Origin of the sequence: Xanthomonas sp. NCPPB 1067 (genome assembly GCF_020783795.1) — a bacterium.
Lineage (GTDB): Bacteria > Pseudomonadota > Gammaproteobacteria > Xanthomonadales > Xanthomonadaceae > Xanthomonas > Xanthomonas melonis.
In genome coordinates, this window is record NZ_JAJGQG010000023.1 from 24,761 (window position 1) to 38,559 (window position 13,799).

A 13,799-nucleotide genomic window follows, 5' to 3' on the forward strand; every position below is an offset into this window, starting at 1 on the left:
AGTGAACCTGGAACCGTTATTTGAACCTCGTTATCTCGTTGCGAAACACTCAGCGCGTCATCGACGGACCAGCCTGGCTGACGGCTTGCTGGGACTGCTCCAGCGCCTGCTGCTGTTCGCGCGCCTGAGCCTGAGTCTGGTTGATTGCCTGCAGGCGATCGAACGACTGGGTCTCTGGTGTCTGCACGGCGTCCATGGTCGACATATGGGCACGCTGGTGAGCCGGGTCGTTGAGGGCGCCCTGAACGACGAAGACCTTCTCGCCGCCCGCAAGCTGAGCCGTTGGGTTGTTGAGCACCACATGATCCACCCGCGACAACCCTTCCTCTTTTGCCAGCGCAAGCAGGCTAGCTGTCATGCGCTCGCTCGATGCATCCCACTGCCTACCATGTGCGCTATCGAGCTTTTGCACCCCGTCTTTGATCTGCTGGTACAGCGGGTGATCAGCATGGCCTGGATCTGACGGAAGAAGGTGAAGTGACGTCCCTTGCGATGGGGATTCACGTGCACGGAGCTCCTGCTCCAGCTCTTGTGCAGAGATCGGCGAGACATGCAGATGAGTGTTTTTGCTGTGCTGGAACAAGCCCGGCGTCGGGGGCTGGGTGCTGCTATCTAGGTAAGGCATCGGGCGCGTATTGCTGCCCAGGTCAATACCATTGCGTTCTAGTGCATCCTCTTTGAGACCAAGCCGCTGCAGGTTAAAGATCATCGGTTGCTCAGGCGTGCCCTGCTGCGCCTTATTGTAGTGACGCTCAAAGATGGCTGCAGTGCCGATGACCCAAGGCCCGTAGTGGTTGTGATAGTCAGACAGGCCGCCATAGCCAATCTGCGTATCCTGTGCTGGTTTATCGAAATAGTTGACACCCATGGCCTCGACATTTGCCGGCGTGGCTGACATGGTCAAGTCTTGGTTCAAGGAAAGATTGGGCTTTAAGGTATAGACGAGACCTTGGCTTCCCGCAGCGGTATCGATGAAGTCACGCATCCTTCCGGGGGCCGCGCGATAAATGTCTTCCAAGGTCGGCTGAGGCGTACCGCCTTTGACCCTACTGAGGGTGGCGTTCCAACCCGCGATCTCTGCACGTGATTCATCCTCACGGTTGCTAGCAATGACCTTTTCAGCGGCTGACGTGTAGTCGTGTGTGGTGCGCGCAATCGTACGAGCTTCAGTCATAAACTGCTGCCTTGCGGCCTCCGCGTCCGGGCTGAAGGTGCTGTGTTGCAACTCGTGCCCAAGGACAAAAGTCAGATCCCCGGCAGATGGGGGAGCAACTCCATTGGGGCCCACCAGCTTTGTCAGTGGCAACTGGATTGAGTGGCCAACAGGATCAAACGAGCCTCCAGCATGCGGATCGGTGAGAGGCTTGAAACTAGTCACCAGCTTTTGATCAATTGCCACATTCAGCTGGCGCGTAAGTTCCGGCGAATCGGTTAGAAGCTGCCTCAGTTGATCGACGTGAGGTTTGGTAACTCCAGGCTCATTGCCGAAATCATTCAAAACTTTCAAAGCATCAGGACTGAGTGACATGTCCGCTCCTTGGACTTAACGGATGTAGACCCATTCGACGCATTTGTGCGCTACAAACTCTTGCGGTTCCGCAGCCTCACCTCGCGGAAAGACCTCTACTCGCATTCCTGGGCGCGTAAAGAAATCACTCATCCAGCGCCCGTCTTCGACGATGTTGCGCTCACGCGCAAATCCCATCTGCTCAAGCTGCTGGGTAAAACGATCAAAGTCCAGGCGACAAATTTCGGTCATCGCAGGCGATGCACCGGCCACATTGCGATCGAAGCGGAATTCGAACCATCTGCCATCAAGCTTGGTTTCATCGACTCCAAATCCATAACTCCAATCCTTAGTGAGCGGGCCGAAGGCCCGATATCGGCGTTCGTCGCCTCTCACGAACTGAACCGCCTGCCCCATCGTGGAATTCAGACGCTCGGGAGTGAAGTCGGAGATATTCTGGCTGCCCTTGATCAACACAAGCAGCTGACCAAGCAAGCCTTCCGCAGTGGGCTTGTTAGGCGGCACAGTGGTAGGACTGGATGAATTCATGGCAGATGTCTCCGTGACGGTTGCCGGGGCTGGGGTGGCCGCCGTGTGGGCGCATGCGCCCAGAGCGAGGGTGGCGAGCAAGGCGTAGAGGGGGCGCGCGATCATGAAGCGTCCGTTGTGCGCTGGTGTGGCTGCGACGCTAGTGGCATCCGGCACCGAGGTCAATCGCAAGGGGTCTGGCAGCCGTAGTATCATCGCCGCACGCCGTGCGCCTTCGCCGGCACCTCCACCGGCGGCAACACCTCCATCAACAACTGCCCCGCGCTGGCGGTGATGCGCAGCTTGGTGCCGATGGCAAAGCCCAGTTGTTCCAGCCATAGGCCGCTGAGGCGGACATGGGGTACGTGCTGATCACCGCCGTGTTCGTGGGCACCGGGGTAATGGGTGTAGCTGACGGTGCATTGGCGCGGGCGGCGGGCGCGGCGGGGTGCGCGTAGCGTGCCGGGGCCTTGCGGGGAGGCGTCCGGGTCGGGCGGCAGCATCAGTGGCAGCTTGGTGCGGTCGGGTTCCACAACGACCCACTGCACCCGCTTGGGCGGCGTTGAGCGCGTATGTGTGCCGGTGGGCCGTGCGCTGGCAGATGCCATGGGTGGGCGGTGGCGTGTCATGGCGCCTCCGGGTGATAGTTGGTGGATGCGGCGACGCGCTGCTGCAGCGCCACGGCCCTGCGTGCGAACCGACGGCGCGAGGTGTGCGGTAACACACCGAGCTGGCGACTCAGCGGATGCGCGGGATGGGTGCTCGCCTGCTCAACAGCTGCGCCTGAGGCGAGCCTGCGCAGCACCTCGCCCACATCCCACCGCAGGCGGTGAGCGGAAGCTGGCAACAGATCAACCGGCACAGATGCCGGTATGGATAGTGCGGTAGACATGGCAACGCCCTCCTGGAACAACCCAAGAACCGCCGCCAACGGCGACGGGATGTCGGGAGGTTCGAAACCGCAGACAGCCGGCGGGCGTATTCCCCTCGCGGGTGTTGTATTAGCCGCCCTCCCGACGCAGGCATTGCGTCGGCTTGTACCTGCAGGATGCAGGCACAAAAAACCCACCGGTTTGACGGAGGTGGGTACCGCTGTCTGAGGAGTTTCGACGCTCCTTGGGCCTAGATTGCAAGTACACGGTCTGGCGTGTCAATACACGCTGGCAAGTCTCGCGCGGCTGTGTGTGCCGCTTGCGCAGTTCCATACGGGCCATGCAAGCCGAGCGCCGTCGCCTGATAAGTGCACCTGACCCCACACGGTGTGGGGAGCCTTGTTGTGCCAACTCACTTACTACAGATGTACGGATGAGCCTCAAAAAATAGCGTACGCACTGAATCCTTGGCGATGGCCTCCTCGTCGCCAAACGCTGAATAAGGCAGGATCCCGTGAACCGATTGACTTGGCACCACACGCACTTCACCACACCCGTCAGGGCAATATGTGCTCCCGGTGGGCAGTAACTCCTTGGTGCCGGCGGACGTCACGAGTGCCGCACCATCAAAACCCAGCGGCAGGCCGGCTTCATCTGGCCAAGCTTCCTTAGATAGGCATAGCGGTTCAGTTGCCTTAGATGTCAGCGTGAGGTCGAAACGTTTCCGTGCGGGATTGTCGACGATGACCATGGAAAAGTCGGTCGGGCGCGCCCAACGAATGGACGACGACACGCATGCAGCGAGCGTCGCCAGTACAAGCAATGCGTAGCCGCGCTTCACCGCGCCTGATCCATCAAGTGATCAGGGTTGATCAAGCGTTGCTGACCAGGCAATGTCCTGAAGATTTCCTGTTGCTGCGGCGTACCAAACTTGTAAGCAGGAATGCCATTCATCCTCTGGTCTTTATAGCCAAGCACAGCATGACCGGTCTCGTGCCCAGCGCCCCAAGCCAGCGTAGAAGGACTGTTGAAGCCGGGGTGAGAAATATTCACGAGGACTTGTTTCGGTCCACTTGTTGGCACACCAGCCAAAGTGTCAGCACCCACGCTCGGATACGCAGCTGCCAGGGCCTGACCAGTCATAGCGTTAGCAGGAATGGCGCCTAAGCCGGTGTCTCGCAACGCTGCGGCCATCGCCCCCATGTCGGCTGCAGCCTTGACCATGTTCTCAGGTGTGGCGGTACCTGCACCGAAGTTGCGTTCAAATGCCTTCTCGGCACGCTGTAGTGAATTACCTCCCTCAGCCATCGCGTTAGTAATCTTGCCCGCAGCTTTCTCTAGACTACCGGCCGCACTCTGCTGTGCGCGATCGAACTGATTCCACTGTTTGTCAGTCCAGCCGGTGCCACGCGATAGGCGACCATCGGGATCGGTAAACCGATATGGATTGTTGTTCCCATACCAGTAACGATTGAAGTTCTGCCCCGCATTCGGATCGGCCTGAACAGGGTCGACCGAAACGAAACGCGCCGATGCATCGAACACGAGCGTTAATAGCGCCGCGGCAACTAGCCCTGGAACGGTCTTGTGCATCACTGTCCCCTTCGCGCCCTTTCGCGCTGGATGGATTGTATGTAACTGGCCTCCTGCTCGGGCGACTTCTGCACCCAGCCCAATTGCTCTGCCTTGGCAAACCAGGCCAAGTTCTCGCGAGTCAGATACCGATACTCGTCGTGCAGCTCAGGCGGCACGTCCGCGGCATTCGGATATTTGGAGGCGATGCGCTGCTGGATCTGGAGATAGTAGGCATTCGCCTTCCAGATCATCGCTACCGGGTCCTTCGGGTTGGCGGACAGCGCCAGGTCCGCCACGATCATAAGTGCGTCGGCATCCTTCTTCACCCCGTAGTGCTCCATCAGCGTGCCAGCGATGGCACCGGCGCCCTCGTGCGGCAACAGCGGGCGCAGGTAGAGTCCATTGTCCAATGCGGCCTCGGTGATCCCCGTTTCGCGCTGGTAGCTGCTGTCGTACTTGAAGCCGCCCGCCGTGGCTTCCACGTTCAACCACATCTGCTGCTCGTCGTCGGCGAACTTCACCAGCAGGTGATTGGGTGCCGTGGCAAGCGTAACAGTCAGCCCCAACCGCTGGCCCAAGATGACAAAAAGGATGGGCATTGAGACGCAGTTGCCCTCGCGCGTGGCCAAGTAGGTGGCTAGCTGCTTGTTCTTCGGATTTCTGCCCAGCGGGTCTGACAAGTCGTAGGTAAATGGCCTACCTTGGTTCCACTCCCCCGGCACATAAAGCGTCTTGAGCAAAGCGTCGAGAACCTGGCGCGCTGTCGGGTTGGCAGGCACGTTGCCGCGTACAGCGCGTTCCCATTGATCGACTTGCCGACGTACCGCCGCAGTGTCAGTGGACGGATCAATGATGCTATCAACTACCAGCTTGGCGGCGACATAGTCGACACTATCGTCAGGCAGTTGGAACTGGGCACGCAACGGCGAAAGATCAGTAGCGGCCAAGGCAAGCGGGGCGAGAGCGAATAAACACGCGCCCCAAGCCCATTCGATCCATCGGCGGCTTGCCTGTCTCCCCATTACAATCCTTTCCCTCACTTTTGATGATCCTAGGCCCTGTCAACTGCTACCGTCCAGTCGCTCCGCTCGACCTATAGGCAGGTGCCCGACCAGGCATCCGCGATGTTGTCCCGCTCTTCAACGATCACGCTCTGGCCGCCCGACACGAAGCGCCGGAAGCCGGTGTACCCGCCGGACTCGTTCTTGGCGTTGACTCGGCAATAACGGTTCCGGCGATAAGGGTTCGGCGATAACGGTTCCTGGTTCACTTCCACTGCAGCCCGGCCATCGCCAAACCATCGCGCCCATCCCGCCACGCGGCAGGCATGGGCGCAACACGCTGGGACCTAGAACTTGTAGGTCAGCCCCAGGTACGCCAACCGGCCTGCATAGCCGCCGGTGTAGAAGCGGGCGCGGGTGTCCTCGCCCAGGTGCGAGCGGGATTCCTGCTTGGTCAGGTTCAGCACCGAGGCGGTGAGGCTGAGCGCCGGGGTGATGTTGTATGCCGCGTTTACATCGATCTGGTAGTACGGCTCTTCAAAGACGTTCAGGCCATTGACCAGGCCTTGTACCAGCTCGCCGCGACGGTTGTACGAGGCGCGCAGCAGCAGGCTGTCGATCTCGTAGAACACGGTGAGGTTGGTCTGGTTCCTGGCGCTGCCCGGCATGGAGGTCTTGCCGGCCTCGGTGCCGTCCTCCAGCCGCACCGCCGCCTTGCTGGCATCGTTGTAGGTGTAGTTGAACTGCACCCCGAGGCCGAACGGCAGCGTGTGCTGCGCGTAGAGCTCCACACCCTGCGAGACCGCGTCCTGGCCGCCGGCCTGGGTGCTGTAGTTCTGCACGGTGACCGCTTGCCCGTCGATCATCATGTTGACGTCGCTGATCACGTCGACCGCAAAGTTCTCCACGTTCTTGCGGAACAGTCCCACACCTGCCACCGAGCCCGGCTGGAAATACCATTCCAGCCCCAGGTCGAACTGGTTGGCCTTGTACGGCTCCAGGTTCTTGTTGCTGCCCGAGCCGTACCAGCCCTGCTCGCTGGCACCGCCGGTCAGGCGCCGGTCGGCCACATACTCGGGGCTGTAGAACTCCAGGCTGCCGGGCGCTGCGATGTCGTTGTAGCTGGGCCGCGCGATCACCTTCGACGCCGCCGCGCGCAGCAGCAGGTTCTCGGTCAGGTCGTAGGCCAGGTTGAAACTCGGCAGCACGTCGGTGTAGTTGCGGTCCAGCCCGCTGACCACGAACGACTCGGTGCGTTGCACGCTGTCGGACAAACGCCAGTAGCCTTCGGTCCCGCAATAGGTGTCGGCCGGGGCGCCGCCGGGCATGGCCGCACCCTGCTGGCAGGCCAGCGGATTGCCGTCGGCGCCGTCGAAGAAATAGTCGTTGTAGGCGGTCACCTTGTCGGTGGACGCGGCACGCTGGCCGGTGCGCGCCACCCGCACGCCGACGTTGCCACGCAGTCGCTCGGTATGGAAGTTGAGCTGCAGGTAGCTGGAATAGATCTCTTCGTCGACGTTGTAGACGAAGTTGTCTTCGTTGCGGGTCTGCATCGCGCCGTAGGTTTGGTTCAAGTAGCCGATGTAGCCCGGGAAGTTGATCGCCGGGAACGCGCTGGCGTTGACGCCACCGGCCAGGTTGTCCTGCGCGAACAGCAGGCCCGGCGAGAACTGGGTGGCGATGGCATTGCAGCGCCCGTTCCAGTAGCGGTTGTCGTAGTCGCCCGGGTCGGTGCCCGGGCACACCCAGTAGTTGTTGCCGGTACTGCGGTGGATGCCGCCGTCGCGACGCTTGAGGCCGAACTGCAGCGAGTCGAAGACCTCGCCATCGAAATGCCAGGTGGTATCGATCTGCGCATACTGCTGCTGATTGGTGTTGCGGGTCCAGGACGAGCCGGTCGAGCCCAGATCGACCTGCAGGATGCCGTCGCGCAGGTTCTGCATCAGCTCCGGCGAGAAGGTCATGGACGGTGTGCCAGTCAGGTCCCAGGCGCTGGCGAAGTTGCCGTTGGTCCAGCTGCCGTCGGCGTTCTGCAGGCGCGGCTTGATCGGCAGGGAGAACTGCAGCTCCGGCCCGCCCTTGGCCCAGGTGCGGCCGGCCTTGAACGCCACGTCCACCTGCTCGCCACGCCATTCGCCGCCCAGGTCCACCGTCTGCGATTGCGATTTCTCGATGTTGTAGCTGCCGGTGATCTGCGGCGTCGGCACCGTGCAGTCATCCGAGCCCCAGCCGCCCGGCGGCAGGCCGGCCGCGGCGGCCTGCGCCTCGCTGCAATAGTAGGTCTTGCCCGGGCGCAGGCTGTAGGCGGCGCCAGTGACGATGGTGCCGCTGGGATCGAACTGCAGCCCGTCGAGCAGACGGCCGCCGCGCCAGTTGCCATCGCCGTTATAGCGGGCAATGTTCCACTCGGGAATCTTGATGGTATTGGTCTGCGAGTCCTGCGACAGGTCGAAGCGGAAGTAGTTCGCGGTCAGGGTCAGGTCGTCGGTCGGCTTGAACTGGAGGGTCAGCTGGCCGCCCTTGCGCTCGCGATCCTCCTGCTTGGCGTTCAGGCTGACCGCGGTCGGCATCATGAAACCGGTGTAATAGTTGCTGTCCTGGTCCCAGAAGCCGGTGCCGCCCCACCAGTTGGCGTTGAAGTCCGACCGATTTCCGTTCACGTCGACCGCCGGGCCGCCTTCGTCGCGGCCGTACCACTGCCAGCTCTCGGTACTGGCATCGAGCGTGCGAGCGGTGCGCTTTTGCTGCGTGTAGCCCACGAAGACACCGAAGCGGTTGTCCTTGTCGTGCCAGGAGTACGAGCCCGAGAACTGGCCGTCGGTCTTCCTGCTGGTATCGGACCAGGTGCCCTCGGCGGAGACGAAGCCGGAATGGGGTTCCAGTTCCAGCGGGCGCCGCGTCTGCAGGATCACCGTGCCGCCGATGCCGCCTTCGTCGATGCGCGCCTCAGGGGTCTTGTACAGCTCCGCGCTGCCCAGCAGGTTCGACGGCAGCAGCGTGTAGTTGAACGAGCGCGTCGGGTCGCCGTTGGACTCGGCGGTGGCGATGTAGTTGCCGTTCAATTGGGTCAGTACCAGCTCCGAGGACAGGCCGCGCACACTGACGTTCTTGCCCTCGCCGCCGTCGCGGCTGATGACCACGCCGGGCACGCGTTGCAGCGCATCGGCCACGTTCTTGTCGGGGAACTTGCCCACGTCCTCGGCGGTGATCACGTCGACCACGGCGTTGGCGTTGCGCTTCTGCTCCAGGCTTTTTTCGATCGCGTAGCGGTAGCCGGTCACCGTCACCGCGTCCAGGTCCGTGGCCTGCACCTCGGCCTGGCCGGTGGGCGCCGGCGTGCCGTCGGCCTGCTGGGCGGCGGCGGTGGAGGCGGCGCTCGCGAACAAGGCGATGGCGATACCGGCGGACAGCGTGCTGCGGTGGCGTGCGAATGGCATGCAGTTCATTTCGATCATGCTCTCCCAATGGTGATCGGCTTCGGCGGACGTCTGTCGATCCAGCGATCGGACAACAACGCCGCGCGAAGTGACGCAAAAATATCCGGCGCCGCTGCGGCAACCCGGTTCCTCCGCTTCCCTCCCCCCCTTCTGCGCAGATGCAATTAGATCGTTCTAATGCAGTTGAAAACTAAGTATCACAGCCCCTGCGGCAGCGCATTCTGCTGCGCAACAGGCCCGCGGCGTGGTGAGACATCACGATGACCGGCCGGGCTCGCTACGCCTGCACGCGGCACGGCACAGCCTGCCGCGACGCCGGCTAACGCGGCTCGCTCGCGGCCAGCACAACACCCTCGCTCGCATCCGCGCGCAAGCGGTCTGCCGAAGCGCCCGCACCCTCCCGATCATTTGCAACCGGGCTCAGCCAGAGGCCGGGTCGCCATGCGTGTTGGCACTCTCCAGGACATGGCCAACCGCCCACCGCTAAGCGGCCATCGCCATGGCAGGGATGTGCCGCGACGGCGACTCGGGCAGGATGTCCGCCGCGCCGAAGAGCCGATGCCCGGCCGCGTTGGCGCCCTCACCGACGCCAACAACCGGCAGTCCGCGTCTGGACGTACCCTCACCCCAACCCCTCTCCCGGCGGGAGAGGGGCTTTAGTACCGCGCTGGACTCAGGACTCCTCGAAATCACATCAGTCACGTGCCGGGGCAGCAGCGTGGCCAGATCGGCGGAGGCCGGCACGGGAATGTGCTGCAACGGCGAGTCAGACAGGATGTCTTTCGAGCCGGGGGACCGGTCCCCGCCCGCGCCATTGCCTGCAACGATGCCGGCAGTTCGCAGACCCATTCCCCAAAACGACAACTTTCTGGCGCTCTCAACCATCTGCTCCTATCAAGTCCGCCGCACTTGGGCCGATACCGCCTGCATGGACAGATTGAGCATCATCGGACTGGTGCTGGCGCTCGTGGCGATCGTCGGCGGCAGCGTATTGAAGGGCGCCGGCATTTCGTCGCTGTGGTCGCCGGCTGCCTTCGTGATCGTCATCGTCGGTACGGTGGCAGCGATCCTGCTGCATACCTCGCCGGCGGTTTTCCGGCGCGCCTTCAAGATCCTGCGCTGGGTGATCCGGCCGCCGGCCAGCGACCGGCCGCAGCTGGTCGCCCGCATCGTGGAATGGAGCAATACCGCGCGTCGCCAGGGCCTGCTGGGCCTGGAGGACCAGTTGCCGCGCCTGGACGATGCGTTCCTGCGCAAGGGCCTGCAGATGCTGGTCGACGGCGTGGAGCCGGAGGCCATGCGCCATATGCTGGAAATCGAGGTGGACAACCAGGAGCGCCAGGATCTGGCCGCGGCCAAGGTCTTCGAGGGGATGGGAATCTACGCGCCCACCCTGGGCATCATCGGCGCGGTGCTGGGCCTGATGGCGGTGATGAAGAACCTGGCCGACCCGGCCATGCTGGGCCACGGGATCGCGGCGGCGTTCACCGCCACGATCTACGGCATCGCCTCGGCCAACCTGCTGTTCCTGCCGGTGGCCGCCAAGCTCAAGAGCGTGATCCATTGCAGCACCAACGAGCGCGAAATGGCGATCGAAGGGCTGATCGCGATCGCCCAGGGCGAGAACCCGCGCAATATCGAATCGAAATTGGCAGGCTACTTGCATTAGAGCGTGCCATGGCCCGTCGTCGCAAACATCACGAAGAACATGGCAACCACGAAGCGTGGGCGATTCCGTACGCCGACCTGATGACGCTGCTGCTGGCGTTCTTCGTGGTGATGTATGCCATCTCGTCGCTCAACGAGGGCAAGTACAAGGTGATGGCGCAGGCGCTGACCAGCGCCTTCGGCGGCTCGTCGAACACCGCCAGCCCAGTGCAGATCGGCAAGACCCAGACCCTGGGCGCGGACTACGACCGCCCGTCGGTGATCAAGGCCGGCGCACCGATGGCCGCCACCACCGGGCCGACCGACGCCACCCTGCTGCCGTCGATGGCCGCGCAGATGCGCATGCCGGTGTCGTTGCGCAACCAGGCGCAGCTGGCCCGCGCGCAGCGCCAGATGGATGCGGTGGCCGCGCAGCTGAGCAAGACGCTGTCGCCGCTGATCGAGAAACAACTGATCACCATCCGCCGCAACGATCTGTGGATCGAGGTGGAAATCAACAGCGACATCCTGTTCGGCACCGGCTCGGCCACCCTGGCCGGCGCTGCGCGCGACACCCTGTCCACGCTGGCGTCGGTGCTGCGCGATGCGCCCAACGGGGTGCGCGTGGAGGGCTACACCGACAACCAGCCAATCGCCACCGCGCAGTTCCCCTCCAATTGGGAGCTGTCGGCGGCGCGTGCGGCCAGCGTGGTGCACCTGTTCGCCGACGACGGCATCGCGCCGCAACGATTGGCGATGGTGGGCTATGGAGAATTCCGCGCACGTGCCGATAACAGCACTGAGGCGGGACGGAATGCGAACCGGCGTGTGGTGTTGATCATCCTCGCTGACTCGGCTGGCTCACTCGCACCCGATCCGCCATCGCAGTTGCATGCGACCGCCGCCGGGGCGCCGAAGCTTCCCAAGTCTGACGGCGGCCAAACGGCCGTCACCACCGAAAGCGGCACAAGTTCCGTTCCCGCCGTAATTGAAGGAGTGCACTGAGATGCGTATCTGGGCAATCGCCAACCAAAAGGGCGGCGTCGGCAAGACCACCACGACGCTGGCGCTGGGTCGCGGTCTGGCCGCGCTCGGCCACCGGGTGTTGTTGATCGACCTCGATCCGCACTCCTCGCTCACCCGCGCGTTCGGCGTGGCGGTCGACCCGCCGCCGCGCGGGGTGCTGGACCTGTTCGGCACCCCGCCGAGCGACCTGGCCAGCCTGGCCCATGAAAGCGCCATCCCCGGCCTGTCCTATGTGTGCGCACAAGCCGCACTGGCCACGCTGGAACGCCGCAGCGCCAACCAGCCCGGCCTGGGCCTGGCGCTGCAGAACGCGATGACCCGCCATGCCGGACAGCACGACTACATCCTGCTCGACTGCCCGCCCACCCTGGGCTTGCTGATGATCAACGCGCTGGCCGCCTGCGACCGCGTGGTGGTGCCGACCCAGGCCGAACCGCTCGCCCTGCATGGCCTGGCCAGCATGGTGCGCACCGCCGACATGGTGCAGCGTTCGCGCCGTCGCGAGCTGCCGGTGTCGATCCTGCCGACCCTGTTCGACCGCCGCACCCGCGCCGGCAACGAAACGCTCAAAGAGATGCAGACCACCTACGGCCCGTTGGTGTGGGAAGACGCCGTTCCGATGGATACCCGAATCTGCAATGCCGCCGCCCTGACCGTGCCCGCCGTTGGCGGCGACTATCCGGGCCGCGGCCTGTCCGCCTATCGCCGTGCGCTGGAATGGGTGCTGGCCGACGACGCGATGCGCATGGAGCAAGCCGCATGAGTCACCACACCGCCAACGGTGAGCTGGACGATTACCTGGAAGGCCTGCTGCACGATGCCGGCGCGCAAACACCGGTCGCAACGCCCGTGGTTGCGGAACCGCCTGCTGCGCTCGCCACGATCGACCAGGCCGAGCTTGCAGTGGCCGAACCGCACGTCGCCATCGCCTCGCCCGACGTCATCGCCGCCGACCTGCTGGCAGAGATGCATGCGGATCCGGCCTTCGGCGCTCCGGTTGCCGCAGCGCCCACGCCCGAACAGATCGCTGCCAGCCTGCTGGCCGAGATGGACGCCGATCCGGCCTTCGGCGCTCCCGTCGCCGTGGCCGCGATGCCCACGCCCGAACAGATCGCTGCCGACCTGTTGGCCGAAATGGATGCCGATCCGGCCTTCGGCGCTCCCGTCGCCGTGGCCGCGACGCCCACGCCCGAACAGATCGCTGCCGACCTGCTGGCCGAAATGGATGCCGATCCCGCCTTCGGCGCTCCCGTCGCGGTAGCCGCGACGCCCACGCCCGAACAGATCGCTGCCAGCCTGTTGGCCGAAATGGATGCCGATCCGGCCTTCGGCGCCGGAGAAGCGGGCGCCGAGATGATCGCCGCGGACCTGCTGGCCGAGATGGATGCCGACCCGGCCTTCGCGCAACCTGCCGCTGCCCCCACACCGCCCGCGCCCACACCCGTGCCGGCGGCGGCACCGCGTGCAGCGCCGACACCGGCACGTGCCGCACCCGGCCCGGTGTATCCGCCTGCGCTGCAGGCCTTGCTGCATCCCGCGCAGGCCGACACCGTGCAGACCGAACGTCGTGCCAGCGAGCGCAGCAGCCGCTGGCTGCGGCTGCGCTGCGGCGAACAGACCTATGCGCTGGAACTGCTCAAGGTGCAGGAGGTGGTACTTCCGGTGCCGCTGCTGCCGTTGCGCGGCACACCCAGCGCGATGCTCGGCATCATGAACCTGCGTGGCCAGGTGGTACCGGTGATCGACCTGGGTATCCATCTGGGATCCTCGCCGGTGGACATGGACCTGCAGACGCGGGTGGTGGTGCTGGAAGAAAACGGCGAAACCATGGGCCTGCGCGTCTCGGCGGTGGAAGACGTCACCAGCCTGACCGACCAGCAGATCGAGCCGCCGGACAACGCGCGGCTGTGCCGCATCTCCAACAACCTGTTCCGCGGCGTCGCACGCCTGAGCCACCAGCCGATGATCCTGCTCGACGCCACGCAGCTGCTGCACTGAGCGCGACCCAACGCATCACGCACACGGTCGCCGCGTGACCGCAGGGCGCGAGGCGTGCGCACTGTCATGCCGTTGCCAAGCCGACCGCGCTGCCGCAGGGCGCGCCGCAGGCTTGCGTGCTCCCTGGCACGCACCGCCGCTGACGCAGGGCTTGCACACTTTGGCGTATCACCGATTCACCGTTAAAGCTTTTCCACCTGCCGCCGTT

General features: G+C 63.9%; 11 protein-coding genes. 4 read left to right on the forward strand and 7 right to left on the reverse strand.

The window, feature by feature from the left end; genetic code table 11:
• Window positions 1-49: 49 nt before the first annotated feature.
• From LL962_RS15790 to LL962_RS15820, 7 genes are all read right to left on the reverse strand, one after another.
• A complete protein-coding gene (locus tag LL962_RS15790) occupies window positions 50-1,528 on the reverse strand; it encodes an XVIPCD domain-containing protein (protein ID WP_228317576.1) in 1,479 nt (492 codons plus the stop codon).
• A gap of 15 nt (window positions 1,529-1,543) precedes the next feature.
• Window positions 1,544-2,161 carry a hypothetical protein gene (locus tag LL962_RS15795; protein ID WP_228317577.1) on the reverse strand — a complete coding sequence of 206 codons (618 nt, stop codon included), beginning with the start codon at window positions 2,159-2,161 and terminating at the stop codon, window positions 1,544-1,546.
• Between the two features lie 86 nt (window positions 2,162-2,247).
• Window positions 2,248-2,664, reverse strand: coding sequence for a SymE family type I addiction module toxin (locus tag LL962_RS15800; RefSeq protein WP_228317578.1), 417 nt, complete (start codon window positions 2,662-2,664; stop codon window positions 2,248-2,250).
• Between the two features lie 655 nt (window positions 2,665-3,319).
• On the reverse strand, window positions 3,320-3,748 hold the full coding sequence (locus LL962_RS15805; protein WP_218559963.1) for a hypothetical protein: 429 nt from the start codon (window positions 3,746-3,748) through the stop codon (window positions 3,320-3,322).
• Window positions 3,745-4,500 carry a hypothetical protein gene (locus LL962_RS15810; RefSeq protein WP_228317579.1) on the reverse strand — a complete coding sequence of 252 codons (756 nt, stop codon included), beginning with the start codon at window positions 4,498-4,500 and terminating at the stop codon, window positions 3,745-3,747. The genes LL962_RS15805 and LL962_RS15810 overlap by 4 nt, the downstream gene beginning before the upstream one ends.
• Complete coding sequence (locus LL962_RS15815; RefSeq protein WP_228317580.1) at window positions 4,500-5,504, reverse strand: transglutaminase family protein; 1,005 nt, start codon at window positions 5,502-5,504, stop codon at window positions 4,500-4,502. The genes LL962_RS15810 and LL962_RS15815 overlap by 1 nt, the downstream gene beginning before the upstream one ends.
• A 326-nt stretch (window positions 5,505-5,830) precedes the next feature.
• A complete protein-coding gene (locus tag LL962_RS15820; RefSeq protein WP_228317600.1) occupies window positions 5,831-8,983 on the reverse strand; it encodes a TonB-dependent receptor in 3,153 nt (1,050 codons plus the stop codon).
• Window positions 8,984-9,848: 865 nt separating this feature from the next.
• Here LL962_RS15820 and LL962_RS15825 point away from each other — a divergent pair.
• The 4 genes from LL962_RS15825 to LL962_RS15840 are packed head-to-tail and all read left to right on the forward strand — an operon-like array spanning window position 9,849 to window position 13,591.
• Window positions 9,849-10,589, forward strand: a complete 741-nt coding sequence (locus tag LL962_RS15825; protein ID WP_104588603.1) for a flagellar motor protein — start codon at window positions 9,849-9,851, stop codon at window positions 10,587-10,589.
• Window positions 10,590-10,597: 8 nt separating this feature from the next.
• Entirely contained in the window at window positions 10,598-11,572 is a 975-nt protein-coding gene (gene motD, locus LL962_RS15830; protein ID WP_104588602.1) for a flagellar motor protein MotD, read from the forward strand.
• Between the two features lies 1 nt (window position 11,573).
• Window positions 11,574-12,356 (forward strand): ParA family protein, encoded by a 783-nt coding sequence (locus LL962_RS15835; RefSeq protein WP_228317581.1) that lies wholly within the window; start codon window positions 11,574-11,576, stop codon window positions 12,354-12,356.
• Window positions 12,353-13,591 (forward strand): chemotaxis protein CheW, encoded by a 1,239-nt coding sequence (locus LL962_RS15840; RefSeq protein ID WP_228317582.1) that lies wholly within the window; start codon window positions 12,353-12,355, stop codon window positions 13,589-13,591. Before LL962_RS15835 ends, LL962_RS15840 begins: the two co-directional genes overlap by 4 nt.
• The last annotated feature ends 208 nt before the right edge of the window (window positions 13,592-13,799 follow it).